The sequence below is a fragment of the Bradyrhizobium vignae genome, assembly GCF_900324035.1.
In the GTDB taxonomy this organism is placed as follows: domain Bacteria; phylum Pseudomonadota; class Alphaproteobacteria; order Rhizobiales; family Xanthobacteraceae; genus Bradyrhizobium; species Bradyrhizobium vignae.
Window position 1 is genome coordinate 5,312,517 of record NZ_LS398110.1, and the last position, 25,613, is coordinate 5,338,129.

The following is a 25,613-nucleotide window of genomic DNA, read 5'->3' on the forward strand; positions in this document are numbered from 1 at the left end:
AAATCGGCTCGGTTTGTGAGCTTATTGCGCCCCGCGAACGGCCTGAAAACGCCATACGGATGGGAGGCCCTTGAAAATGCGCGGAAAATCGCCGCACGGGGTTTAGCAGGTCCCGCCATGGTCTCGCAAGCAGGCGCAGGTCGGCCAAACCGATCAAGATCAGGACATTTTGGCCCCCGATTCCGTTCCTTCAGCCGAAGCCGCGCCAAGTCGAGGCGGGGGGCGGTCGCCACTTTCGTCCTTCAGCGCCACGCCGGTCACCTCTCTGGCCAAGCCCTCCCGGACGAGCCAGGCGATCTTGAGGGCGGCCTCGTCACAGCTCAACCCGGCATGATGGATGTTCGACACGCAATTGCGCTCGGCATCGGTGCGGCCGGGCTTCGGTGCGAAAGTCAGATAGGCGCCAAGACTGTCGGGTGCCGACAGGCCGGGCCGTTCGCCGATCAGCATCACGACCATGCGCGCACCGAGGATCGCGCCGATCTCGTCGCCGAGCGCGACCCGGGCGCCTGAGGCGACGACGACATGGCCGATTGCGACAGCATCTCGCTCCGCAAACAATGGCAACAGGCGCCCCACCACCGTCGCAGCATGGCTGTGGACCGCCGCCGCGGACAGGCCGTCTCCGATCACAAGCGCGAGCTGGCACGGCGCGGAGGTGCTTCGTGCCAGAAGCTGCGCCGAGCCGGGCTCAAGCTGTCGTCCCAGATCCGGCCGCCGCAGATAGTCGCTGCGATCGACCGCTCGGCTCCTCACTTCGGTCACGGCAAGTCCGAGCGCGCCGAGATCGGCGACCAGACGCGGCGTATCGAAGGCGGCATGCACGGCATCGCGCGCGCGGGCATGGTCCAGCGTGAAATCAAGCAGCGCACGTGTCGGCATGCTCGCGCCGCTGCGGCCCAGCGCAACGCGCGCGGGCGTGAACGCCCGCAAATCCAGCGTCGGACGACGCAGCGGGACCGGATCAGACATGTCGCATCATTCGGCGGGAACGGCGGCCTCGCGCAGCCGGATCGAATAATTCGAAGCGTTCTGCTTGCCGCTCGAGGCCGCGCGCGCGAAGGTGATGAGGTGATGCGCGATCGTGGCGCAGCCGATCAAGCCTTCGAGATCGCCGCGCTTGATGCGTCCCAGCGCGAACTTCCAGAACACGCGCTTGTAATCGCCAAGCACGCCGACCTTCCAGAAAATGTTGCGCAGCATGACGAGGCCGCGCTTGATGTTGGGCCAAGTCTTCATCTCCGGTGCCACTGGCACCTTGAGTCGGTTGGCATAGGTGTAATCGCACTGATGCTGATAGCGCGCATAGACCTTCTCGGGCGCGTAGGCGACCTCCATGCAATGCTTCCAGGACGAGACGACCTCGTCATAGGGCAGCAGGAATTCGACGTTGGAATCGCGACCCTCGTCATCGACCAATCGTCCCTCGCGCTCCAGCCGGTCCCACAGCGGCGTCTTCGGCAGCGCCTGGAGCAGGTTGATGGTGAGCAGCGGAATCCGGGACTCCTCGACGAAGGCGAGCAGTGCGTCCGAGGTGTTCGGCTTGTCGGTGTCGAGCCCCATGATGATGCCCGAGACCACCTCCATGCCGTAGGAGTTGATGGTGCGCACGCCCTCCAGGATCGGGACCATCATGTTGTGGTCCTTGTGCATCGCATGCAATGCATCCGGATCCGGCGTCTCGATGCCGCAGAAGATGGTGATGAAATAGGCCTCGCGCATCTTCTCGAGGATCTCGGGCCGCTTGGCGATGTTGAGCGTCGCCTCGCAGGCGAGCCGCACCACGTAGCCGGTTTTCTTCTGCCATTCGATCAGATGCGGCAGCAGGTCCATCGCCGCCTTGCGGTTGCCGATGAAATTGTCGTCCACGAAATAGATCGTGTCGGTCATGCCGCATTCGCGCAGCCGATCGAGCTCGGCGATGATCTGCTCCGGTGTCTTGATCCGCGGATTGCGGCCGTAGAGGCCCGGGATGTCGCAGAACTCACACTGATAGGGACAGCCGCTGGAATACTGGATGCTGCCGAGAAAGTATTTCTTCACGTCGGCGAGTTCGTAAGCGGGGATCGGGAATTCCGTCATCGGCACCCGGTCCTTGGTGGTGAGGACCACCTGTTCGTCAGGACGCGAGGTATCGCGCGACAGAATCTCGATCAGCTGGTTGGTGGCGTCGCCGAGCTCGCCGACATGCAGATAGTCGAACGACGGATAATAGTCGGGGCAGGCGCTGACGGAGGGACCGCCGAGCGCGACCGGGAGATCGAATTCATGGGCGCGGCGGCAGATGTCGTTCATCTGCTGGCGCTGGATGTGCATGCCGCTGACGAAGACGGCTTCCGCCCATTCGAACTCCTCCTTCGTCGTGCGGCGCAGATTCTCGTCGACGAATTTGACCTGCCAGTCCTGCGGCAGATAGGCGGAGATCAGCAACAGCCCCTGCGGCGGCATGAAGGCGCGGACGCCATCGGTCAGGGGATAGGAATACTCGAATGTACCGAAGGACGAGGTGTAGCGTGGAAATACACAGAGAATCCGCCGGGACGTTCCGTTGCTTTCAGCTCGCATCAAAGCTCCCCCGCCACGCTCGACCGATGGTGCGACAATTGCCAGCCATGCACATAGGCTAACGCTGTCGCCGGAATTTCTCAATATTGTGGCGCAAGCATAATTCCGGAAGGCGCCGATGGTTTCCTAGGCAGGGAGAGCTGGCACCTGCCGCCGCCTCATGCGATCAGCCGCGAGGCAAAATCGGGCAGCAGGCCTGCATCGCCGGCAAGACGGAAATCGGCGCCTGCAATGCCCGAGCCCGCCAGCCAGTCGTCGAATTCCGGCGCGCGGCGCAAACCGAAGACGTCGCGGACATAGAGTGCGTCGTGAAAAGACGTCGACTGGTAGTTCAGCATGACATCGTCTGCGCCGGGGACGCCCATGACGAAGGTGACGCCGGCGGCGGCGAGCAGCGTCAGGAGATTGTCCATGTCGTCCTGGTCCGCCTCGGCATGGTTGGTGTAGCAGATGTCGACCCCGAGCGGCAGGCCGAGCAGCTTGCCACAGAAATGATCCTCAAGTCCCGCCCGGATGATTTCCTTGCCGTCATAGAGATATTCCGGTCCGATGAAGCCGACCACGCTGTTGACGAGCAGCGGATCAAAGGCGCGAGCAACCGCATAGGCGCGCGCCTCGCAAGTCTGCTGATCGACGCCGTGATGGGCGCCCGCCGAGAGCGCCGAGCCCTGGCCGGTCTCGAAATACATCACGTTCTGCCCGACGGTGCCGCGCCGCAGCGACAGTCCGGCCTGCTTCGCCTCTTTCAGAAGCGCGAGATCGATGCCGAAACTGCGGTTGGCGGCCTCCGTGCCGGCGACCGACTGGAAGACGAGGTCGACCGGGGCGCCCTGCCCGATCAGCGACAGCGTCGTCGTGACATGGGTCAGCACGCAGCCTTGCGTCGGGATCTTCAGCCGCGCGATGATCTCGTCGAGCAGCCGCAGCAATTGCGCAATGACGGTGGGATCGTCGCTCGCGGGATTGATGCCGATACAGGCATCGCCGGCTCCCAGCAGGATGCCGTCGAGGATCGAGGCGGTGATGCCTCTGGCGTCGTCGAACGGATGATTGGGCTGCAGCCGCGTGCTCATCCGTCCCTTTAGCCCGATGGTGTTGCGGAAGGCGGTGGTGACCTCGCATTTCCGCGCCGCCAGGATCAGATCCTGGTTGCGCATCAGCTTTGACACCGCGGCCGCCATTTCCGGCGTGATGCCGCCTGCCAGCTTGCGCAGCACCTCGGGCGTTGCGGCGTCCGACAGCAGCCAGTCGCGGAAAGCTCCGACCGTCAGCGAGGCCACCGGCGCGAAGGCCTTGGCGTCATGGCTGTCGATGACGAGGCGGGTGACTTCGTCAAGCTCATAGGGGACGACAGCTTCCTGCAGGAACTGGCCGAGCGGCACATCCGCAAGCGCCATCCGCGCCGCGATCATCTGCGCGGCGGTGTCGGCGGCAACCCCGGCCAGCCGGTCGCCGGAACGCGGCGGCGTTGCCTTGGCGAGCAGGTCGCGCAGATCCGGAAACGCGTAGCTCGTGGCGTCGATGGTATGGCGGTAGACCAAGGGTGTCTCCGGGGTTCATCGGCCAATGGCCGACTCCAGGACTATCGTGAAACTATACCTTCGGATCAAGACGCTGAGATATCTTACGTTTCGTTCGACCTAAGACGAAGGCAGCCGACGGACGCATTAACGTCGCGTCCATCTTCGTTCTGCATAGTTTTGCATCAATTTTACACGACCGCGCTCATCTCCCGCCTCAAGCTCATCCGGGCCCTCGAACACCATGACAATTGACCGATCTGGGAATGCCACCGCCCTGGCAGGCCGTTTCACGCTTGCCACCAAGCTCTACGCGATCTTCGCGCTGTTCGCGCTGCTGACGGCGGCGATCGCGATGCTGTCCGACTACAACAGCCGCCGCAGCGCCGAGCTGATCAGCGCGATCGAGACGGCGAACGCCGCCGCGCTCAACGTCGAGCGCGTCAACTCGCTGGTCTATGCGGTCGTGATGGAATCGCGCGGCGTCTACATGTCGACCGAGCCGTCGCTGGTGCAGAAGTACGGCGAGGGCCTGCTCAAGTTCAATGCCCAGATCCTCGACGTCGTGAAGCGCTGGGAGACCATCGTCAAAGCCGACGATGCCGAGCAGTTTGCAACCTTCAAGAAGCGCATCGAGCAGTTCGTCGAGTTCCGCAAGGAGCTGGTGCGCCGCGGCGTCGAGATCAATGCGGCCGCGGGCCGCGAATGGGGCGACAATGACGCCAATCGCAGCGTGCGCTCGGCCCTGAACAAGGATCTCGAGGCGCTGTCCAAGGTCTATGCCGAGCGCGCCAGGCAGATCGCGCAGCAGACCGAAACCAATCGCGAATTGTCGTTCTTGCTGACCTGCCTCGGCGGCCTGGCGCTCGCCCTCGTCGTGATCGGCATCGTCATCATCGCCCGCTCGATCGCCCGGCCGCTCGCCTCGATCACCGCCACCATCAAGCAGGTCGCCGACGGTGCCGAAAACGTCGTGGTGCCGCACTCGGACCGCGCCGACGAGATCGGCGCCCTGGCCCGCGCGATCCAGGTGTTCCAGGAGGCCATGGGCCGAAACCGCAACCTCGCCTCGCAAGTGTCGCAAGACGCAGCCGCGCGCGAGGAGCGCGCCCGCCACATCGAACGATCGGTCGAGGAATTCCGCGGGGTGATCGGCGCCATCATGCACGGCCTCAGCGACAACGCGCAGGTCATGCGCGAGACCGCACAGACCATCACGCGTGTCACTGCGGATGCGAGCAGCCGCGCCGGCACCGCGGCGAACGCCACCGAGCAGGCCTCACACAACGTCTCGGCGGTCGCGAGCGCCGCCGAGGAGCTGTCGGCCTCGGTGGAAGAGATCGGGCGCCAGGTGCGGCAATCGGCCGGTGCGGTCGAGCAGACCGGCCAGCGCACCGAGAAGTCGATCTCCGAGATCGAGAGCCTCGCCGCGGCCACGCAACGCATCGACGGCGTGCTCAACCTGATCCAGGCGATCGCCGAGCAGACCAATCTGCTCGCGCTGAATGCCACCATCGAGGCCGCGCGCGCCGGCGATGCCGGCCGCGGCTTTGCCGTGGTCGCTCATGAAGTGAAGGCGCTCGCGGGCCAGACCGCCAAGGCCACGGCCGAAATCAGCGAGAACGTCTCGATGATCCAGGCCTCCACGCGCAATGCGGTCGACGCCGTGCGCGAGATCGGCGGCGCGGTCCGCGAGATCAACGAGGTCACCTCGGCGATCGCCGGCGCCGTCGACCAGCAGGACGCCGCCACGCGCGAGATCTCCTCCAACGCGCAAAGCGCTGCGCAGGGGAACGAGACGCTCGTGGCGAACATCACCTCGCTGCGCGATGCTATCGGCGAGACCGACACGGCGGCAGCCTCCGTGCTGACGGCGGCGAGCAGCCTGACCGCGACGGCGGACACGCTATCGCGGGAAGTCGAGACGTTCTTCCAGAACCTGCGCTCGGGAGCCACGGACGGCCGCATCGCCAAGTCGGGATAGCGGCCGCCAAGCGGGCCGCGTCAAACAAAAACTTGAAAAACAACCCCATGCACAGTAGGCCAGCACAGGTTTTTCAATGGCTTAGCGACGCACTCGCATGTCTACTGATTCTACGAAATAGATTTTGACTCGTCGGGCAAAACACCGGCATCATGTCATCATGGAAACACGCGCTGTACGGCCCTGTTCGCCATGGTGATCGGGGGCGCGCAAGTCTTGCCAAAGTGGCCGCGTCTCGTCGGCTCTGCCGCCAAAACCTGAAGCGACCGTTTAGCCTCGGCAAGTCGGCGATGGGCCAAGCCTGACGAGCCGGTCGGCAGCTCAGGATGCCCCCCGGAACTGCCAAGCCGCTGGAGCTGAATCTGGTTCTTCACCGAGAACCGATCAGGCGCGAACGGTGCGCAGGAAATGCGCGACCTCCTCCCTGAGACGTGTCGAGTCGCGCGACAACAGCCCGGCGGATGACAGAAGCTGAGCCGACGCGCTGCCCGTTTCGGCTGCGCCGCGTTGCACGTTGGCGACTCCGGCGCTGACGCCGCCGGTGCCTTGGGCCGCCTGCTGGATGTTGCGAGCGATCTCGTGCGTCGCCGCGCCCTGCTGCTCCACCGCGGCAGCGACGGCCGTTGCGATTTCTGACATTCTGGAAATGGTGCCGCTGATATCAGTGATGGCTGCGACCGATTTTTCGGTGGCCGCCTGCATGCTTCCGACCTGCTGGCCGATCTCTTGAGTGGCCTTCGCCGTCTGTTCGGCCAAGGCCTTGACCTCGCTCGCCACGACCGCGAAGCCGCGACCGGCATCACCTGCACGCGCCGCCTCGATCGTCGCGTTGAGCGCCAGGAGATTGGTTTGGCCGGCAATGCTGTTGATGAGATCGACTACGTCGCCAATTCGTGCGGCTGCCTGCGCGAGACGCTCGATCTGTTCGTTCGTGATCTCGGCCTGTCGCACGGCCTCATCCGCGATGCGCGAGGATTCCTGTACCTGGCGGCCGACTTCTCCCACCGATGCCGCCAATTCTTCGGACGCGGACGCCACCGACTGGACATTGGTCGTCGCTTCCTCGGAGGCGGCAGCGACGCCGGCCACTACATCTTGGGTACGCTCGGCCGTCGCCCTCAGCGTGCCCGCCGATGCCTCGAGCTGGCTGGACGCAGAGGAGACCGTCTGAACGATTTCGCCCACCGCACCTTCGAATGCGTCGGCAAGGCGGTGCATCTCGCGCCTCCGGAGCTCGGCCTGTTGGTGCTCCTGCTCGGCTCGCGCCTCCTCTGCATCCTTCTTGGCGATCAGCGCCTCCTTGAACACCTGCAGCGCATCGGCCATCTGGCCGATCTCGGTGCGCTCGCCTTGATGGGTTACTTCTGCGGATAGATCGCCGGCGCTGAGGGCCCGCATCGGCGAGACGATTGCGTTGATGCCTTGCGATACGGTTCTCATCACGAAAAAGGCAACGAGGGCGCCGAGGAGTCCGGCGATCGTCACTGTCGCCACGAGGGTCTTGACCGCGCTAATGTAGGCGATTGCGGCTTCGGCTCCCGCAGCGTCCGCGCCCTTGTTGTTGAGATCAATAGCACTCGCCAGGACCTTATCCGCGTCGAGACCAATGGGATTCACGTTTCTGCTGTTGAGATCGTTGGCCTCTTGAGGAAAACGACCAGCCGCAGCACGCGACAGAATCAGCACCTCCTGAGCGCCCTTCATGTAATCGTTCCAGAGGCCGCTCCATTCATCAAAGAGTGCACGCTCCTGCGGACTGGAGATGAGCTTCTTGTAGTCCGCAATGTTCTGCGCCATCCTTTCGGCGATTGTCTCGATGCGCTTATCAAGATCCGCCTTGTCCTGCGCACGGTCGAACAAAAGATGCTGCCGCACCGCGTTGCGGTAAGTAATGGTGGTAGCGCGCAACTCGCCGATCACGCGGACGCTCGGAAGCCAATTGCTCCGGATGTCGACGACCGCTGCGTTGATCACCTGCATATTCCAGACGGCGAAAACGCCGGTGCCGATCAGAGCCAGCAAGAGGCCGGAAACGACCGCGGTAATCTTCGTTCGTATCGAGATGTTGGAAAACATGACAGGCCCCTGAAAAACATCAAAAATTGATGACCTCCGGGACCCAATGCATCTGACGGGCGGTCGTATCCCTCCCCGGACCAGGACCAAATTTCCGTCAGCCCCGTGCCCCATTCGTGCTAAAGTTGTATCGATTTTGCCTTAACCGTTTCTTACTTCGTGACACTCCTCGCCAAACGGCAAGCAACTTTTGCGTGAATGTGCGTGATCGACCTGTTTTGCCGAGGCTGACTTTTCCCACTGGTGCGAACTTCTTCAATTCGCACCGGTACAAGTGCCGCATTGGCTGATTGGTCTGCTTCGCAACCATAAGCGGACATCGAGCGAATGCAGGCGCAGGGAAGCCCGGCCCCACTACCCCATCACCCCGCCCCGCCTGATCAGCTCCTTCCCGACCGCCGCCAAATGCACCTGGTCCGGGCCGTCGCCGATGCGGATGAAGCGGGCGTAGACATAGGCGCGGGCGAGGAACGTGTCCTGCGAGACGCCGGCGGCGCCGTGGATCTGGATGGCGCGGTCGATGACGCGGGCGGCCATGCTGGGCACCACGATCTTCGCGGCAGCGATGAGGTCGCGGGCGGCCTTGTTGCCTTCGCGGTCCATCTTGTCGGCGGCTTGCAGCGTCAACAGCCGCGCCTGCGCGATCTCGCAGAAGGAGTTTGCGATGTCCTCGCGCACAGAGCCCTGCTCGGCCAGCGGCTTGCCGAAGGCGACGCGCGCAACCGATCGCTGGCACATCAATTCCAGCGCGCGCTGGGCGCAGCCGATCAACCGCATGCAATGGTGGATGCGGCCGGGGCCGAGCCGGCCCTGCGCGATCTCGAAGCCGCGGCCCTCGCCGAGCAGGATGTTCTCTGCGGGCACGCGGACGTTGTCGTAGACGATCTCGGGGTGGCCGACCGGGGCGTCGTCATAGCCGTAGGTGAGCATGTCGCGGACGATGCGCACACCGGGCGTGTTCTTGGGCACCAGGATCATGGATTGCTGGCGATGGCGATCGGGATGGTCGGGCGCGGTCTTGCCCATCACGATCAGGATCTCGCAATCCTCGTTCATCGCGCCTGATGTGAACCACTTGCGACCGTTGATGACGTAGTCGCCGCCGTCGCGCCGGATCTCACACTGGATGTTGGTGGCATCGCTGGAGGCAACCTGCGGCTCGGTCATCGAGAAGCCGGAGCGGATGCGCCCCTCCAGCAGCGGCGTCAGCCAGCGCTCTTGTTGCGCTTTGGTGCCGTAATTCGCCAGCACCTCCATGTTGCCGACGTCAGGGGCCGAGCAGTTGAAAACTTCGGGTGCCCAGAGAATGCGGCCCATGATCTCCTTCACCGGCGCATATTCAAGGTTGGAGAGGCCAGTGTTGTTGAGGTCCTGGCCGTGCTTGCCTGACAGGAACAGGTTCCAGAGCCCCTGCTCGCGCGCCAGCCGCTTCAAATCCTGCAGCACAGGCGGCGTCCTGTAGCGCGCGGCCTCCGGCTTGACCTGCTCGTAATAGAGATCCTCGACCGGCTCGACATGCGCCCGCATGAACTGGCGGACGCGCTCCTGCAGCTCCAGCGAACGGGCGGAATGTTGAAAGTGCATTGGGGTCTCCTGTTCGCAGCGTTTGACGTCGTCATGCCCGGGCCTGTCCCGGGCATCCACGTTCTTCGTGCCGTGTCGCAAGGCGTGGATGGCCGGGACAGGCCCGGCCATGACGTTGGGCAGGCATCGGTGTCTCCGAAGCGGCCGCCGGCCTCGCCCCTTACGTGCCGCGCAACAGCTCGCTCGCCACGACCCAGTCGTTGCCGTCGAACTGCAGCATATAGCCGTCCTTGATCGGGCGGAAATCCTGCGGCGTGGTATTGAGGGTGATGCCGGGCATCAATAGCGACAGCGGCACGTTCTTCAAATTGGCGGCCTGCGCCATGATGTTCTCGCGCGTCAGATTGTCCTTGCACTGCTTCAGCAGCACCACCAGCGCCTCGGCGACGGTGTAGCCGTAGAGGCCCGCGACGTTGTTGACGTCGGCATTCGGCAGGCGCTTCTTCATAAACTCGATATAGGCGGTCATCGCCGGATCGTCCTTCGACTGCTCGACGAAGGGCTTGAGCGAGCCGAGCGACAGCACGCCCTTGCCGGCCTCGAGCCCGGCCGGCACCATCACGGTAGCTTTGTTGGCACAGCCGGAGGCGAGGAAGCGCGTCGGTTGCCAGCCGACTTCATGTGCCTTGCGGATGGCTTGCGCGCAGGCGCGTGGCGTCACCGAGTAGATCATGAAGACGTCGGCCTTGGTGCTGGCGAGCGTCAGCACCTGGGAATCGACGGTGGGATCGGCGACCTCGAAGCTCGAGGCCATCGCGATCGCCTTGTCCGCATCGGCGCCGAGCGCCTCCCTGACGCCGCGAAGATATTCCTTGCCTGCATCGTCGTTCTGATAGAGCACCGCAAAGCGCGCATTCGGGTTCTTGGCGCGGGCATAGGCGACGTCGATCGCGGCCTCGCTGGTGTAGTTCGGCGCCCAGGGCAGCGCCATCGACCACGGCATGTTGGCGGGATCGTTCCACTTCGAGGCCGAGCTGATCAGGAAGATCTGCGGCACCTTGTTGCTGTTGAGATATTTCGCGATCGCCGAGCTCGGCGCAGTGCCCATGGTCGCGAAGATGAAGGCGACGCCGTCGCCCTCGACCAACCGACGCGCGGCTTCCATGGTCTTCGGCGGCGAGAAGGCGTCGTCCAGCGAGATCAGATTGAGCTTGCGGCCATTGACGCCGCCCTTCTCGTTGACCTCGTCGAAATAGGCCGCGATCACCCGGCCGGTGATGCTGAGCGGCGAGGCCGGGCCGCTATAGGGCATGGTGTTGCCGATCTTGATCTCGGTGTCGCTGACGCCGGGACCATAGGATTTTTGCGCAGGTGCAGGCGTGGACAGGCAGGCGGCAGCCAAAGCTGCGGCCAGGGCCAAAGCGGCTCTCATGGTGTCTCCCCGATGATGATCGCCGCGCGGCGAGGCGCACGCGCGGCGTGCTGCTTTTGTCAGCGCGCCAGATCAGCGGAGTTCAGCAAGATGGTCTTGCGTCGAGTTGCTGATACGTTCGCTCATGAGTCCAGGGTTCACCTCTCCCCATCGGGGAGAGGTGGTCAGAGGTCTTCGCGCCCAGTTCGCCTAGCCGCGCCGCTTCAGGCTGAAGCCGAGGCTGATCCAGCCAGCACCGGCCATGATCAGATCGATGCCGAGGAACAGGCCGAGGATATAGACGCTGTTCACCGGCCAGCGCGCCAGAATGACCAGCCCGAGCAGCAGCGTGATCACGGCCGACAGCGCGACCCAGACCCACGGGCTCTCGCGCTTCATGCTGAAGGCGAGAAACAGCCTGACCGCGCCCGAGGCGATCAGCGAGGCGCCGAGAAATAGAGTCAGCAGGACGGCCGCGAACAGCGGATTCTCGAAGGTCAGGAAGCCCGCGATCACGTAGAGCACGCCGAGGAGAGCCCAGATCAGGGCCTTGCCCCAGCTCTTCATCTGAAACGCGCCGATGATCTCGGTAGCGCCTGCGACGATCATCATCGCGCCGACCACGATCACGCTCGCCACCGTCGCCATCACCATGCTGCCAAGCGCGACGAATCCGGCAATGAGATAGATCACGCCGAGCGCGACGATCCAGCCCCATTTCGCATGCAGCGTCGCGATGCCCGAGCCAAGGCTTGGATTACGAGACGTGTCGGAAGCACTGGTCATGGCGGTCACTCCTAGCCCGCGGGTACGCGCCAGAATAGCACGCACCGTACCGGGGCGACAGCCAGCAGAGCACCTGCACCGGCAGCAGCATTGACACAAATCAAGATCGAATGCGGTGCGTCAGGCGCGCGACCGCTCCATTTCGAGCTCGGCCTTGAGATTGTCGAGATCGCGGTAAATTGAAGCGACCGCCAGCACCCGGCCGGCCTTGCGGTACTTCAGCAGACAGTCTTTGCCGGAAATGCTGCCGTCGATCGCGATGTCGTCGAAGCTCTCGGCGTGGCCGACATAATTGATCGGCACGTCGTAGTGCTGGGACCAGAAGAAGGGCACCGCGTCGAAGCGCTCGCGCTTGCCGAGCATGTTGCGCGCCGCGGTCTGACCCTGCCGTTCCGCCACCACCCAATGCTCGACACGAATGGTTTGCCGGGAATGCGGATCGGGCCAGCGTGCGATGTCGCCGGCCGCGAAGATGCCGGCGACGCTGGTTTCCAGATATTCGCTCACGCTCACGCCGCGATCGGCGGCGAGGCCCGCCTGTTCGGCCAGCGCGAGGCGCGGCTTGACGCCAATGCCGACCACGACGAGGTCAACCTCAACGACAGCCCCGCTCTTCAGCGTCGCGCGCTTGCCGTCGAGCTTTTCGACCGTATCCTTCAAGTGGAAAACAACGCCATTCTCTTCATGCAGCGACCGGACGAAGTCGCCTATCTCGGCGCCGAGCAGCTTCTGCATCGGCCGTTCTTCCGGCGCGACCACATGGACTTCCAGCTTGCGCGCGCGCAAGGAAGCCGCGACCTCGAGGCCGATGAAGCTGGCGCCGATCACGAGCGCGCGTTTCGCGCTGCCTGCCGCCGTGATGATTGCGCGGCTGTCGGCAACGGATCGCAAGGTGTGGACATGGGGCTGGTCGACGCCAGGAATCTGGAGCTTCACCGGCTCGGCCCCGGTCGCAAGCAGCAGACGGTCGAATGGCAGCCTGTCGCCATTGCCCAGCGTGACGCTGCGAGATTTTGGATCGACCGCAGAGACATTCGTGTTGAGTCTGAGATCGATGCCGGTGTCCCGATAGTAATCCTCGGACCGTAACGGCAGCCAGTCCTCCGGCGCGCTGCCGGCGAGATAATCCTTGGAGAGGTTCGGCCGATCGACCGGCATCGCGCCGTCATTGCTGAGCATGGTGATGGCACCGGCAAAGCCTTCGCGCCGGAGCGTCGCCGCTGCCGCGAAGCCGGCCGCACCGCCGCCGACGATGACGAATTTTTCCGGCGTCGGCGCGCTGCGATGAGCCGTTGACGGCCTGGGTGCCTCGCGCTTGCGCTGAACGACGATCCTGTCGCCGTCGCGCGCGACGTCCCATAGCGCAAGCCGATTCAGCGCCGGCGGACGGGTGGCCTCGCCCGAGCGCAAGGAGAAGCAGGCATGATGCCAGGGACAGCGGATGGTCTCGCCGACCACGAGCCCCTCCGCGAGCGGCCCGTGGTAATGGCTGCAAGCCGGCTCGATCGCAAAAATCTCGCTGCCGGCCTGAACGAGCAGGACATCCTCCTCGCCGACATGACCAAGCAATTTACCGTCCTTGAACTCCGTCAGCGACACGCCCCTGGTCAGGTCGGGCCCACGCGGCTTGTTGTCCTCGGTCATGGCGTCGTCTCCTCGCGCTGTCACGGATCAATCGTCCGAGTTGGCCAGGCCCAGCAGTTCCTGGCGGGTCAGCGCATTATCGCGGAACACCCCTAACATGCGGCTGGTGACGAGATCGGTCCCGGGCTTGTGCGCACCGCGCGTCGTCATGCAATGATGCGTCGCCTTGATGATGACGCCGACCCCTTGAGGCTTCAGCACGTCGTTGATCGTGTTGGCGATCTGCGCAGTCATCTTCTCCTGGATCTGGAGCCGTTTGGCGTAGATGTCGACCACGCGCGCAAGCTTGCTGATGCCGACCACGCGCCCTTGCGGGATATAGGCGACCCAGGCACGGCCGACGATCGGCGCGATATGGTGCTCGCAATGGCTTTCGAAGCGAACGCCGCGCAGGACGATCATTTCGTCATAGCCTTCGATCTCCTCGAAGGTCTTTTGCAGGATTTCGGTTGGATCCTGCGCATAACCGGTAAAATATTCCTCGAAGGCGCGCGCAACCCGATCCGGCGTGTCGCGCAGGCCGTCGCGCTCGGGATCGTCGCCGGCCCAGCGGATCATGGTCCGGACCGCCTGCTCGACCTCATACCTCTCAGGCCGATCGCTCGGCGCCTGCGCGACCGCGACACGCTCAAGCTTGCGCGCTTGTGACTTCATCAACAGCCTCCTCTTCCGACGGGCCGCATCCAGCAGCGGTCCTTCAGCTTGGACGGCTCCGATCGGAAAAGGTTCCCGAGATGAGGAAAAATCGGATACCGCGGGCATGCGAAGCCCGGGGGCACGGCGTCATGATAGCACAGCCATTTCGGGGCGACAGCCAGAGCAGCCGCCGCCGCACCAACGTCGACGCAAATCAAATCGAATGCGGCGGCTCGAGCGCAGTTCAGTCGGGAATGCCGAAATAGAATGCTGCGCCCTTGCCGACCTCGGCAGTGGCCCAGATGCGTCCGCCGTGGCGTTGCACGATGCGCGATGCGATCGAAAGGCCGATCCCGGTGCCCTCGTACTGATCGGGATCGCCGGGCTTGGGCGCCACCGGCCCGATAAAACGCGCCGCTATTTCTGCGGACCGGACAGCGAGATGTCGCGTTCGGCGCGGAAGACGTTGCTGTAGAGGTTGGCGATCCATTGCCGGCCGATCTCGGTCTTGTTGAGATAACCGATCTCGGTCTGGATGTGCGGTGCGACGCTGTTCCAATAGAATTGCGGATAGCGGTTCACGATATCGGCCGGCGAATCGTAGCCGAGCTGACGATTGATGCCGACCTCCTCGAATTCGTAATAGAGCGCGTTGGCCTTGCGCAGATAGTTGGGATCGCCGAGCTGGCCGATGAAGTCGGCCGCGCGCAGGATCGAGGCATCCTCGTCATAGTCCTGGCCCTCGCGGGCCGGAAAGCGCGTACCCTCGATAGCGCGGGCAATGCGGTCCGGGTCGAGTCCGGGAATATGTCGCAGCCGCCGCGTCACATAAAGCTTCGACCGATCGACGTGATACATCATCAAGCTGGCATCAGATGCGCCGCGCGGCAGGGAGATCTTGGTGTCGGCCGCATCGATCACGAATCCATCGCAATCGTCCTCCTCGAACAGGCCTCGCACATAGCCGATGTCGTGGGCGAGGCAGGCGATCAGGACGTGGACGTAATCTTCGGCCGACAGATGCGTATGAAGACTTCGGCCCTTGAGGATCGCCTGGGCAGCCAGCGTCACCAGCATCGTATGCTCGATGTTATGATAGAGCGCATCGCTGTTACCGATGCATTCCATCGCGGTGCGGGTGGCGCTCTCGACGATACTTGCAGACGTCTCATCGTACCGGCGACGCATGAACGAGCCCAGCATCTTCTCCAGGGTTTCCGCCGCCAATCTCGGTAACGTCATCATGGGTGCGGCCCCGATTGTCGGTGGTGTTTCACGCCAATCCCCGACATTTCCTCTCGTCCTCGATGCAAGAGCCAGCATAGCCCATCTTGGGCCGCTTGGCCAAATCCTGGGGCGGAAATCCGGAAAGATGTTGCAGTTGCGCTCCGCCATAGCGCGGTTGCAACGATGGCGCGATACACCCTAGAGGCGCCGGTGTCCAGATCGCAAGATTGCGGTTATTCTACCTGCAGCACGTCGACGGCGACGCCGAGCTTCTGTTTAGGCGAGCCGACGATGACGCCGTCGACCGGCGAGACGTCGGAAAAGTCGCGCCCGACCGCGAGCACGATATGGTCATTGGCGACCAGGAGATCGTTGGTCGGATCGAAATCGATCCAGCCGAGCTCCGCCCCGCACCAGAGCGACACCCAGGCGTGGGTGGCGTCGGCACCTTGCAGGCGCGGCTGGCCGGGCGGCGGAGCGGTACGCAGGTAGCCGCTGACATAGGCGGCCGGAAGACCGAGCCCGCGCAGCCCTGCGATCATCACATGGGCAAAGTCCTGGCAGACCCCGTGGCGCTTGTCGAAGACCTCATTGAGCGGCGTCGAGATCACAGTAGCCTTGGGGTCGTAGCGAAACTGGTTGCGAATGCGATGCATGAGATCGACCGCGCCTTTGAGGACACCCGCGCCGGGCGGAAAACTTTCCGCCGCATAGGCGCTGACCGGGCGCAGCACCGGCACCAGCGGGCTCGCAAAGACATAGCCGACCGGCGAGGACGGTCCGAGGCTCGTCGCCTCGAAGGCAACGTCGCGAATGGTCTCCCATGGTGGGCTCGCGGCATCACGCGCCGGCGGCTGTCGCGAGACAGATACACGGGAACGTGAATCGATCCGCAAGTTGCGATGCGCGGCTTCGATCACCACGCTCTCGGTCAGCGTGCCGAAGAAGTCGCGCCGCACGTTGCGCTCGGCCGGGCGTGGATGGATCTCGACATCGTGCGAGATCAAATCCTGGTCGCCGCCGCTTCTGGGCTCCAGTCGCAGCGTGCAGCGGGCGAAGCTGACGGGATTCTCGTACTCGTAGGTGGTGACGTGACGGATGTCGTAGATCACGCCAGCCCCGTCAGCTTTTCCGGCCGGCTGGCATTGGGACCGTGCGGAAAGTAGTGCTGCCCGACCGCGTCGGCGAGGCTGAGCAGATCCTGCTCCAGGGCGAACAGGGTCTTGACCTCGAGCTTTTCGGCCTCCGCGGTCGCGAGCATCGCCTGCATCGCTACCGCGAGGCGCTGCGGCTTCTCGATCAGGCCGTGCTCCTTCAGGCTCGGCAGCGCGGCGATGTGCTCGTTCAGCGTGGTCACCTGGAAGGCCACCGACCGCGGATTGTAGGGATCGAGCACGGCGAGGTCGCGCACCGGTGCCAGGATCGGCGCCAGCAGATAACGCGAGCGGTAGGTGATCTGGCAATCCACCAGCGTCAGCAGAATGTCGAGATCCTCGTCGCCGGCCTCGTCATAGGCGAACTGACGGGTAAAGCGCGTGGTGTTGATGGCGCGCTCGACGCGGCGACCGATGTCGAGGAAACGCCAGCCCGCGGCGCGGTTCATGTTCTCCTGGGCAAGGCCTGCGAAGCTCGCAAGCTCCTGCAAGGTCAGCTCGGCCGCGCGCAGTACGCTGTCGTCGTCCTCCACTTCATAAGCGAGACGCTCGGCCATCTCGGTGATGACCTGCCAGGCATCGGGCGACAGCCGCTCGCGCAAGGAAGTCGCGGTGCGCTGGGCCGCGCGCACCAGCGACAGCGCCGAGCCGAAACGGTCGGGACTTTGCAACCCTTCTGCGACGATGCGCCCGGGCGCGGTGCGAGAGGTTTGCGAGACCGCGCCCCAGGCCACCAGCATGCGCTGGATGCGTTCGGCCGATTGCACCGAGGCCGCGGTGCCCTTGTTGGGCCCGCTCGGCGAGCCCAAAGCGCGCACCAGCCGCAGCGTCGCCTCGGCGCGCTCGAGGTAGCGGCCGAGCCAGAACAGATTGTCGGCAGCGCGGCTCGGCAGCACGCCGGCGATGCGGCGGATGCGCACCTTGTCGGTCGCGGGTAGCAGCGTCGCGGTCGAGACCTGCTTGTCGGAGACGACCCAGACGTCGGCGGCGCGCGCGCCATCGCCCATGGACACCGCGCGTGCGTCCGGCTGCTCGGCGATCCGGCAGAATCCGCCTGGCATGATGGCCCAGCCGTCCGGGGTTGCGGCGGCGAACACCCGCAACACGAAAGGACGCGGCGTGATCTGCCCATGCTCCCACACCGGCATGGTCGAGAGCCGCACCACCTCCTGGCCGACATAGTCCATGCCGCGCGCTGTAATCGCATCGACCAGCCGCTGGCGCTCGGCGGCATCCAGCTCGCTCGCAAGCACCGGACCATTGCTGTCGAAACCGGGCACGCCGCGCCAATAGGCCCCTTCGATCGCAACCTCGTCGAGCCTTGCCAGCACCTCGTCGCGCGCAGCGCGCTGGCCGCACCACCAGGTCGCGATGTGCGGCATCTTCAGCTCTTCGCCGAGCAGTCGGCGGCTCAGCGCCGGCAGGAAACCGAGCAGCGCCCGCGCCTCCAGCACGCCCGAGCCAGGCATGTTGGCGACGACGACGCCATCCTTGCGCAGCACATCGATCAGGCCAGGCACGCCCAGCCGCGAGGAGGCATCTAGCTCGAGCGGGTCGAGCGAGTTGGAATCGATCCGGCGCAACAGCACATCCAACCGCTTGAGCCCGGCGACGGTGCGGATGTGGACGCGGTTGTCGCTGACCGCGAGATCGTCGCCCTCGACCAGCAGGAAGCCGAGATAGCGCGCCAGTGTCGCATGCTCGAAATAGGTCTCGCTGAAGCTGCCGGGGGTGAGCACGCCGATCCGCGGCTCGTCGCGGTCGGCCCGCGCACGTAGCGAGTCGCGGAACGACTCGAAGAAGGGCGCGACACGCGGCACGTTCATCGACTTATAGAGGTCGGAGAAGGCGCGCGAGAGCACCAGGCGGTTCTCCAGCGCGTAGCCCGCACCCGAGGGCGCCTGGGTGCGGTCGCCGAGCACCCACCAGCGGCCGTCGGGGCCACGGCCGACGTCGGCGGCATAGATCGAGAGATAGCGCCCGCCCGGCGGCGGCACGCCGCATACGGGACGGAGATATTCGGGGCTGCCGGCGATCGCGGCCGCGGGCAGCGCGCCTTCGGTGACGAGCCGGCCCTCGCCATAGATATCGCGCAGCACGCGCTCGAGCAGCTCGGCGCGCTGGGTGATGCCGGCGCAAAGCTGCTGCCAGTCGGCCTCGTCGATCAAAAGCGGCAGATGGCTGATCGACCAGGGCCGATCGGCGCTGTCGCCGGGCGCGCGGTAGGTGACGCCGGCCTCGCGGAGATGACGATCGGCCATGCCGAAGCGCCGCTCGATCTCGTCGGGCGCCAGCGCGCCGAAGGCATCGAAGAAGCGGCTCCAGACCGCGCGCGGCGCACCATCGGGCCCAAGGAACTCGTCGGGAATGCCGGGCAAGCGGGTGTAGTCGCGGACCCATTGCGCGATCCGCTGCTGGGCCTGGGCCCTACCCGCCTGATCGTTGTCTTCGGCTACGCCCTCGCCCATGCGCCTCTCACTGCCCCCGCATCATACTCATTGCAGGAGCGGCGTCCGCAAGTCGAGGGTCAGCGGAAACTCATTTGTGCGTTCCTCGGGCGGCGGCTGCATCGGACCCGGGGTGTGGCCGTGGTCCTGGAAGCGCGCCAGCCGCCGCGCCTCGGCCTCGTAGGTGTTGACCGGTTTGGTGTCGTAGTTGCGCCCGCCCGGATGGGCGACATGGTAGACGCAGCCGCCGAGCGAGCGGCCGTTCCAGGTGTCGATCAGGTCGAAGGTCAGGGGCGCGTGGACGGGGATGGTCGGGTGCAGGCCGGAAGCCGGCTGCCAAGCCTTGAAGCGGACGCCGGCCACGGCTTCTCCCGAGCGTCCTGTCGGGGTCATCGGCAGGCGGCGGCCGTTGCAGGTGACGATGTGGCGGCCCTCGACGAAGCCCTCGGCCTTGACCTGGAGCCGCTCGACCGACGAGTCGACATAGCGCACCGTGCCGCCGGCCGAGCCCTCCTCGCCGAGCACGTGCCAGGGCTCGAGCGCTTGCCGCAATTCCAGCGTCACGCCGCCATGATGGACCCGGCCGAAGGCGGGAAAGCGGAATTCGAGCTGGGCCAGATACCATTCCGGCTCGAACGGATAGCCGAACTGCTTCAGCTCGGTGAGCATCTCCTGAAAATCTTCCCAGATGAAATGCGGCAGCATGAAGCGGTCGTGCAGCGCGGTGCCCCAGCGCACGAACTTGCCGGCCAGCGGCTCGCGCCAGAATTTTGCGATCAGCGCGCGGATCAGGAGCTGCTGTGCCAGCGACATGCGCGGATCCGGCGGCATTTCGAGCGCGCGGAATTCGACGAGACCGAGCCGCCCCGTAGGCCCCTCCGGCGAATAGAGCTTGTCGATGCAGATTTCGGCGCGGTGGGTATTGCCGGTGATGTCGACGAGCAGATGCCGGAACAGCCGGTCCACCAGCCACAGCGGCGTTTGGTAACCGGGCGGCGGCACGTGCGAGAGCGCGATCTCGAGCTCGTAGATGCTGTCGTGGCGGGCCTCGTCGATGCGCGGCGCCTGGCTGGTCGGGCCGATGAAGAGGCCGGAGAAGAAATAGGACAGCGACGGATGCCGCTGCCAGTACAGCACGAGGCTCTTCAGCAGATCAGGCCGGCGCAGGAACGGCGAATCCTGTGGGCTCGAGCCGCCGACCACGACGTGATTGCCGCCGCCGGTGCCGGTGTGGCGGCCGTCGACCAGGAAGCGGTTGGCGCCGAGGCGGACCTTCGCCGCGTCCTCATAGAGGCCGGAGGTGATCTCGACCGCATCGCGCCAGCTCCTGGCCGGCTGGATGTTGATCTCGATGACACCAGGATCGGGCGTCACCTTGATCACCTCGATGCGCGGATCGAACGGCGGCGGATAGCCTTCGACGTGAACGGGAAGCTGCATCTCCTCGGCGGTGTCTTCCAGTGCCGAGACAAGCTCGAGATAATCCTCGATGCGCTCGACCGGCGGCATGAAGGCACAGATCACGCCGTCGCGGATTTCCACTGCCATGGCGGTGCGCACGGGAATGGACGTGTTGAGATGCTCGGGGGCGGTGCGCGGCGGCGATGGCGGGCGCGCCATGCGGGTGAACACCGGCAGCTTGCCGCGCGGCTCCGTCGGATCCTGTTCAACGACGTAGGGATATTGGTTCGGCGGGACGTAGCCGAGCGAGCCCATCGGCAGGCGCAGGCCGAGTGGAGAATCCCCCGGCGTCAGGAACAGATGATTGCGCCGGAGCGGCCAGCGCTCGCTGCGCCAGCGCGGCGGCGCATTCCAGCGCTGGATCGGCAGCACGAAACCGCGCGGCGTGGTCAGGCCCTGGTCGAACACGCGCGCCATGCGTGCGCGCGCTTCGGGATCGGACAATTTGGAATCGGTGGGATCGACATTGACCGGAAGCTCGGCCTCCTTCATCAGCCAATAGGCCGGGTCCTCATAGGCCGGCATGATGTAGCCGAGATCGACCCCGAGCCGCGCGGCGGTGCCTTCCATGAAGGCCTCGGCGTCCCTGACCTCGGGCCGCCGCGGGTTCGCGATCTTCGCGATGAGATCGGCGTTCTTCCAGATCGGCACGCCGTCCTTGCGCCAGTAGAGGCCGAAGGCCCAGCGCGGCAGGCTCTCGCCCGGATACCATTTGCCCTGGCCGTAATGCAAAAGGCCGCCGGGCGCAAAGCGCGTGCGCAGGCGGCGGATCAGATCGTCGGCGAGCGTGCGCTTGGTCGGGCCGACGGCTTCGGTATTCCACTCACCCGCCTCGAGATCGTCGACCGAGACGAAGGTCGGCTCGCCGCCCATGGTGAGCCGTACGTCCTGCGCGGCGAGATCGCCGTCGACCTGCTCGCCGAGGTCGTTGAGCCGCGCCCAGGATTCGTCGGAGAACGGCTTTGTGATGCGCGGCGCCTCGCGGATGCGCTTGACGCGCATATCGAAGGAGAACTCGACCTCGGCAAAGCCGGCGCCGCCGGAGATCGGCGCGGCCGAGCGATAATGCGGCGTGGCGGCCACCGGGATGTGCCCCTCGCCCGCAAGCATGCCGGAGGTCGCGTCGAATCCGATCCAGCCCGCGCCGGGCAGATAGACCTCGGCCCAGGCGTGCAGATCGGTAAAATCGTTCTCGACTTCGGGCGGGCCCTCGATCGGATCGATGTCGGGACGGATCTGGACCAGATAGCCGGAGACGAAGCGGGCGGCGAGACCGAGATGGCGCAAGGTCTGGATCAGCAGCCAGGCGGAGTCGCGGCACGATCCTGCGCCGGAGGCAAGCGTCTCCTCCGGCGTCTGAACGCCCGGCTCCATGCGGATGATGTAGCGGATCTTCTTCTGGAGTTCGCGATTGAGCTCGACCAGGAAGTTGACGGTGTTCGGGGCCTCGTGCGGGATCGAGTCGAGAAATTTGGCGAACAGGCGATCGGGCTTGATGGTCTCGAGATAAGGCGCGAGCTCCGTTTTCAGGTCCTTCGGATACTCGAACGGAAAACTGTCGGCGTAGGGCTCGACGAAGAAATCGAACGGGTTGACCACGGTCATCTGCGCCGTGAAGTCGACCTCGAATTTCAGCTCGGTGGTCTTCTCCGGAAAGACGTAGCGTGCAAGCCAGTTGCCTTGCGGGTCCTGCTGCCAGTTCACGAAATGGTTGGCGGGCGTGACCTTGAGCGAATAGCTCAGGATCGGCGTGCGCGTGTGCGGCGCCGGCCGCAGGCGGATGGTCTGCGGGCCAAGGTCGATGGGGCGGTCGTACTTGTAGTGCGTGACGTGGTGTAGCGCGACGTAAATCGACACGGGGTGCGGTGCTCCAGCAGCTTTTTTGAGCAGAACACCTGAGGTCAGCGTGATCAAGCACTAACAACGGGCAGAGGGTGCCTACGGCACGGGCGGATGGTGAGTGGCGAATAGCGAATAAGCTTGCCCGTCCTATTCGTCACTCCCTATTCGCCATTCACTTTCTTACATCGTCGCACCCAGCACCCATGGCGCGAACTCGGCGCCGCCGAAATCAAAGCTCTCGCTCTTGGTCGGCTGGCCCGAGGCAGTCTTGAGGATGAGATCGAAGATGCGCTGGCCGCATTGTTCGACGCTCTCCTCGCCTTCGAGGATGGTGCCGCAATTGACGTCCATGTCCTCTTCCATGCGCTTGTACATGGGCGTGTTGGTGGCGAGCTTGATCGAGGGTGCCGGCTTGCAGCCGAACACGCTGCCGCGGCCGGTGGTGAAGCAGACGAGGTTGGCGCCGCCGGCGACCTGGCCGGTCGCAGCCACGGGATCGTAACCGGGCGTGTCCATGAAGACGAACCCCTTCTTGGTGACGGGCTCGGCGTAGCGCAGCACCTCGACGAGATTGGTGGTGCCGGCCTTCGCCATCGCGCCGAGCGACTTCTCCAGAATGGTGGTGAGGCCGCCGGCCTTGTTGCCGGGGCTCGGATTGGCGTTCATCTCGGCGCCTTCGCGCGCGGTATATTCGTCCCACCAGCGCATGAGATCGACCAGCTTCTCGCCGACCTCGCGGCTGATCGCGCGGCGCGCGAGCAGATGCTCGGCGCCGTAGGTCTCCGGCGTCTCCGACAGGATCACGGTGCCGCCGTGACGCACCACGAGATCGCTGGCAGCGCCGAGCGCAGGATTGGCTGATACTCCGGAATAGCCGTCCGAGCCGCCGCATTGCAGCGCCACGGTCAATTCGCTCGCGGGCACGGTTTCGCGCTTGACCTTGTTGGCGTCAGTGAGCGCCTCGCGCACGAAGGCGATGCCTGCTTCGACCGTCTTGCGGGTACCGCCGACCTCCTGGATGTCCATCGCACGCAAGCGGCCGGCGAGCTTCTGCTCTTCCATGAGGCCACCGATCTGGTTCACCTCGCAGCCGAGGCCGAGCACGATGACATGGGAGAAATTGACGTGCCGCGCGTAGCCGCCGAGGGTGCGGCGGAGCAGCGCGAGCGGCTCGTTCTGCGTCATGCCGCAGCCGGTCTTGTGGGTCAGCGCGACCACGCCGTCGACATTGGGGAAGTCGGCCAGCGGATTGTCGCCGGTGAAGGGATTCTTCTTGAAGACGTCGGCGACGAGGCTTGCGACATGCGCGCTGCAATTCACCGAGGTGAGGATGCCGATATAGTTGCGCGTGGCGACGCGGCCGTCCGCGCGGCGGATGCCTTCGAACGTCGCCGGCAGGTCGAAATTCGGCGTCGGCTTGACGTCGGCGCAATAGGCGTAGTCCTTGGCGAAGTCGCCCATGCCGCAGTTCTGGGTGTGCACGTGCTGGCCGGGCGCGATGGCCTGGGTGGCAAAGCCGATGATCTGGCCGTAGCGCTTGACCGGCTCGCCCGTTGCGATCGGCTTGATCGCGACCTTGTGGCCGGAGGGAATGCGATCGACCGTGGTCACGCCGTCTGCGACCAATGTTCCCGGCGGCAGGCTCGCGCGCGCGATCACCACGCCATCATCGGGATGCAGGCGGATGACGGGGCTGATGGTCATGGGTGGTCTCCTGTATCGAAACTATCGTGCCCCGGACGCTGCGCAGCGCGATAGCGGTGCGCTGTTGATCCGGGGCCCAGGCTTACGTCATGTGCTTCATTGGCTTCCAGGTCCCGGCTCTGCGAAACAGCGCTACGCGCTGCATCGCGTCCGGGACGCGAGAGCATCAGGCCTTGCCGCCGGAATCCTTGCGGGTCGCGTTGACCTGCATCTTGGCATAGGTCGTCATCAGGCCGACTTCGTTGGACAGCGTCACCAGCTTGAAGCCCATGTTGATGGCGCGCGCAGCGCCTTCGGCGCCGCTGCAATGGATGCCCGGGTTGAGGCCGCGCTTGCCGCATTCCTTGACGATCTTCTCGTAGATCGCGAGGATCTCGGGCTCGCTGCGGTCGAGCTTGGGCTCGAGGCCGTAGGAGAAGCCGAGGTCGGACGGGCCGATATAGACGCCGTCGATGCCCTCGACGTCGAGGATCGCTTCCATGTTCTCGACCGCGGTCCTGGTCTCCATCATCGGCAGCAGCACGATCTCGTCATTGGCCGTCTTCTGGTAGGAGCCCGCAGTGCCGTACATGCCGGCGCGGATCGGACCGTTGGAGCGCACGCCCTTCGGCGGATATTTCGCATAGGAGACCAGGTTCCGGGCTTCCTGCGGCGTGTTGACCATCGGGCAGATCACGCCATAGGCGCCGCCATCCAGCACCTTGCCGATGATGCCGGGCTCGTTCCAGGGCACGCGAACCATCGGGGTCACGGGATGCTTGTCCATGGCCTGGAAGCACTGCACCATCGACAGATAGTCCTGCACGCCATGCTGCATGTCGACGGTGACGCTGTCGAAGCCGCATTGCGCGATCATCTCCGCCGAGAAGCCGGAGGGAATTGCCAGCCACGCGTTGACCACGGCCTTGCCCGACTTCCAGATCTCTTTGACTTTGTTCGCCACGTTGCCTTTCCTTCCCTGTTGCTCTCACTCGCCGCGGATCGCATTGGGCCGCACTTTGAGCGAAAAAAAGCGTGAATGTCCATGGCTCTGACCGCGCACGCACGCATATCTGGGCTCATCCCTCCGCGAGGGTATCATCCGCGCTTCGGAGCCCGGCGAGGCTGTGCTCGAGCTCGCCGAGCATCTCCTGCAATTCGGCGAGCTTACGTGCGCCAAAGCGCCGCGTAATCTCGGCATAGATCGCTTCCGACGTCGGTGCCACCGCGGCCATCAGCTTCACGCCCTCCTTCGAGATCGAGACCATGCTGCGACGCTGGTCCGCCTTCGCCGTCTTGCGCTCGATCAGGTTGCGCGCCTCGAGGTCGCGCAGGATGCGCGACAGACTCGGCCCGAGCAGGAAGGCCGTACGCGCGAGTTCCGTGACCTCGACAGCCTCGATGGCCGCCAACGCCCGCAGGATACGCCATTGCTGCTCGGTCAGGCCGTGCTCGCGCAGCGAGGGCCGGAACTGCCGCATCACCGCCTCGCGCGCCCGCAGCAGCGACATCGGTAGCGAGCGCGAGAAGTCGCGCATCGGCACCTGGCGCGCGGCAGGCACGCTTCCGTTGGCGGGGTCAGCCGGTCTCTTGCTCATGACGCCCTTTCAGACTGCAAAACGTTTGCAGTGCAACAACCCGAGATTCCGTTTG

The 25,613-nt window shown here is 64.8% G+C and carries 18 protein-coding genes; 1 reads left to right on the forward strand and 17 read right to left on the reverse strand.

The window, feature by feature from the left end; translation table 11 throughout:
• Positions 1–159: 159 nt before the first annotated feature.
• The 3 genes from eutC to BRAD3257_RS25900 all read right to left on the reverse strand — a co-directional run bounded on the left by eutC (position 160) and on the right by BRAD3257_RS25900 (position 4,106).
• Entirely contained in the window at positions 160–972 is an 813-nt protein-coding gene (gene eutC, locus BRAD3257_RS25890) for an ethanolamine ammonia-lyase subunit EutC (protein ID WP_122404212.1), read from the reverse strand.
• A 6-nt stretch (positions 973–978) separates the two neighbouring features.
• On the reverse strand, positions 979–2,565 hold the full coding sequence (locus BRAD3257_RS25895) for a B12-binding domain-containing radical SAM protein (RefSeq protein WP_122404213.1): 1,587 nt from the start codon (positions 2,563–2,565) through the stop codon (positions 979–981).
• A gap of 158 nt (positions 2,566–2,723) precedes the next feature.
• On the reverse strand, positions 2,724–4,106 hold the full coding sequence (locus tag BRAD3257_RS25900; protein WP_122404214.1) for an ethanolamine ammonia-lyase subunit EutB: 1,383 nt from the start codon (positions 4,104–4,106) through the stop codon (positions 2,724–2,726).
• 223 nt (positions 4,107–4,329) lie between these two features.
• Here BRAD3257_RS25900 and BRAD3257_RS25905 point away from each other — a divergent pair, with 223 nt between their 5' ends.
• Positions 4,330–6,069 carry a methyl-accepting chemotaxis protein gene (locus tag BRAD3257_RS25905; protein WP_122404215.1) on the forward strand — a complete coding sequence of 580 codons (1,740 nt, stop codon included), beginning with the start codon at positions 4,330–4,332 and terminating at the stop codon, positions 6,067–6,069.
• 384 nt (positions 6,070–6,453) lie between these two features.
• Here BRAD3257_RS25905 and BRAD3257_RS25910 read toward each other — a convergent pair whose 3' ends face one another.
• From BRAD3257_RS25910 to hpaR, 14 genes are all read right to left on the reverse strand, one after another.
• Positions 6,454–8,145 carry a methyl-accepting chemotaxis protein gene (locus BRAD3257_RS25910; protein WP_122404216.1) on the reverse strand — a complete coding sequence of 564 codons (1,692 nt, stop codon included), beginning with the start codon at positions 8,143–8,145 and terminating at the stop codon, positions 6,454–6,456.
• Between the two features lie 354 nt (positions 8,146–8,499).
• Positions 8,500–9,729 carry an acyl-CoA dehydrogenase family protein gene (locus BRAD3257_RS25915; RefSeq protein WP_122404217.1) on the reverse strand — a complete coding sequence of 410 codons (1,230 nt, stop codon included), beginning with the start codon at positions 9,727–9,729 and terminating at the stop codon, positions 8,500–8,502.
• A 160-nt stretch (positions 9,730–9,889) separates the two neighbouring features.
• Entirely contained in the window at positions 9,890–11,101 is a 1,212-nt protein-coding gene (locus BRAD3257_RS25920) for an ABC transporter substrate-binding protein (RefSeq protein WP_122404218.1), read from the reverse strand.
• Between the two features lie 189 nt (positions 11,102–11,290).
• Positions 11,291–11,866 (reverse strand): HdeD family acid-resistance protein, encoded by a 576-nt coding sequence (locus BRAD3257_RS25925; protein WP_122404219.1) that lies wholly within the window; start codon positions 11,864–11,866, stop codon positions 11,291–11,293.
• A gap of 120 nt (positions 11,867–11,986) precedes the next feature.
• Positions 11,987–13,510 carry an FAD-dependent oxidoreductase gene (locus BRAD3257_RS25930; protein ID WP_122404220.1) on the reverse strand — a complete coding sequence of 508 codons (1,524 nt, stop codon included), beginning with the start codon at positions 13,508–13,510 and terminating at the stop codon, positions 11,987–11,989.
• Positions 13,511–13,537: 27 nt separating this feature from the next.
• On the reverse strand, positions 13,538–14,164 hold the full coding sequence (gene folE / locus BRAD3257_RS25935) for a GTP cyclohydrolase I FolE (RefSeq protein WP_122404221.1): 627 nt from the start codon (positions 14,162–14,164) through the stop codon (positions 13,538–13,540).
• 226 nt (positions 14,165–14,390) lie between these two features.
• Entirely contained in the window at positions 14,391–14,543 is a 153-nt protein-coding gene (locus BRAD3257_RS25940) for an ATP-binding protein (protein WP_244607687.1), read from the reverse strand.
• Between the two features lie 20 nt (positions 14,544–14,563).
• Complete coding sequence (locus tag BRAD3257_RS25945) at positions 14,564–15,391, reverse strand: HD domain-containing protein (protein WP_122404222.1); 828 nt, start codon at positions 15,389–15,391, stop codon at positions 14,564–14,566.
• Positions 15,392–15,606: 215 nt separating this feature from the next.
• Positions 15,607–16,485: a transglutaminase family protein gene (locus tag BRAD3257_RS25955; RefSeq protein ID WP_122404223.1), complete on the reverse strand. Its 879-nt coding sequence runs from the start codon at positions 16,483–16,485 to the stop codon at positions 15,607–15,609.
• The gene (locus BRAD3257_RS25960; RefSeq protein ID WP_122404224.1) at positions 16,482–18,995 is read right to left on the reverse strand and encodes a circularly permuted type 2 ATP-grasp protein; all 2,514 of its coding nucleotides are present in this window, start codon (positions 18,993–18,995) and stop codon (positions 16,482–16,484) included. The genes BRAD3257_RS25955 and BRAD3257_RS25960 overlap by 4 nt, the downstream gene beginning before the upstream one ends.
• A gap of 27 nt (positions 18,996–19,022) precedes the next feature.
• Complete coding sequence (locus tag BRAD3257_RS25965; protein WP_122404225.1) at positions 19,023–22,292, reverse strand: transglutaminase family protein; 3,270 nt, start codon at positions 22,290–22,292, stop codon at positions 19,023–19,025.
• A 165-nt stretch (positions 22,293–22,457) separates the two neighbouring features.
• Positions 22,458–23,981: a UxaA family hydrolase gene (locus tag BRAD3257_RS25970; protein ID WP_122404226.1), complete on the reverse strand. Its 1,524-nt coding sequence runs from the start codon at positions 23,979–23,981 to the stop codon at positions 22,458–22,460.
• Between the two features lie 166 nt (positions 23,982–24,147).
• A complete protein-coding gene (locus BRAD3257_RS25975; protein ID WP_122404227.1) occupies positions 24,148–24,924 on the reverse strand; it encodes an HpcH/HpaI aldolase family protein in 777 nt (258 codons plus the stop codon).
• Positions 24,925–25,039: 115 nt separating this feature from the next.
• A complete protein-coding gene (gene hpaR, locus BRAD3257_RS25980) occupies positions 25,040–25,558 on the reverse strand; it encodes a homoprotocatechuate degradation operon regulator HpaR (protein WP_122404228.1) in 519 nt (172 codons plus the stop codon).
• Positions 25,559–25,613: the final 55 nt, after the last annotated feature.

Bases quoted from the DNA above. Each gene is read 5' to 3' on its own strand.
- eutC (WP_122404212.1), bottom strand. From the start codon at position 972: ATGTCTGATCCGGTCCCGCTGCGTCGTCCGACGCTGGATTTGCGGGCG.
- BRAD3257_RS25895 (WP_122404213.1), bottom strand. From the start codon at position 2,565: ATGCGAGCTGAAAGCAACGGAACGTCCCGGCGGATTCTCTGTGTATTT.
- BRAD3257_RS25905 (WP_122404215.1), top strand. From the start codon at position 4,330: ATGACAATTGACCGATCTGGGAATGCCACCGCCCTGGCAGGCCGTTTC.
- BRAD3257_RS25910 (WP_122404216.1), bottom strand. From the start codon at position 8,145: ATGTTTTCCAACATCTCGATACGAACGAAGATTACCGCGGTCGTTTCC.
- BRAD3257_RS25915 (WP_122404217.1), bottom strand. From the start codon at position 9,729: ATGCACTTTCAACATTCCGCCCGTTCGCTGGAGCTGCAGGAGCGCGTC.
- BRAD3257_RS25920 (WP_122404218.1), bottom strand. From the start codon at position 11,101: ATGAGAGCCGCTTTGGCCCTGGCCGCAGCTTTGGCTGCCGCCTGCCTG.
- BRAD3257_RS25925 (WP_122404219.1), bottom strand. From the start codon at position 11,866: ATGACCAGTGCTTCCGACACGTCTCGTAATCCAAGCCTTGGCTCGGGC.
- BRAD3257_RS25930 (WP_122404220.1), bottom strand. From the start codon at position 13,510: ATGACCGAGGACAACAAGCCGCGTGGGCCCGACCTGACCAGGGGCGTG.
- folE (WP_122404221.1), bottom strand. From the start codon at position 14,164: ATGAAGTCACAAGCGCGCAAGCTTGAGCGTGTCGCGGTCGCGCAGGCG.
- BRAD3257_RS25945 (WP_122404222.1), bottom strand. From the start codon at position 15,391: ATGATGACGTTACCGAGATTGGCGGCGGAAACCCTGGAGAAGATGCTG.
- BRAD3257_RS25960 (WP_122404224.1), bottom strand. From the start codon at position 18,995: ATGGGCGAGGGCGTAGCCGAAGACAACGATCAGGCGGGTAGGGCCCAG.
- BRAD3257_RS25970 (WP_122404226.1), bottom strand. From the start codon at position 23,981: ATGACCATCAGCCCCGTCATCCGCCTGCATCCCGATGATGGCGTGGTG.
- hpaR (WP_122404228.1), bottom strand. From the start codon at position 25,558: ATGAGCAAGAGACCGGCTGACCCCGCCAACGGAAGCGTGCCTGCCGCG.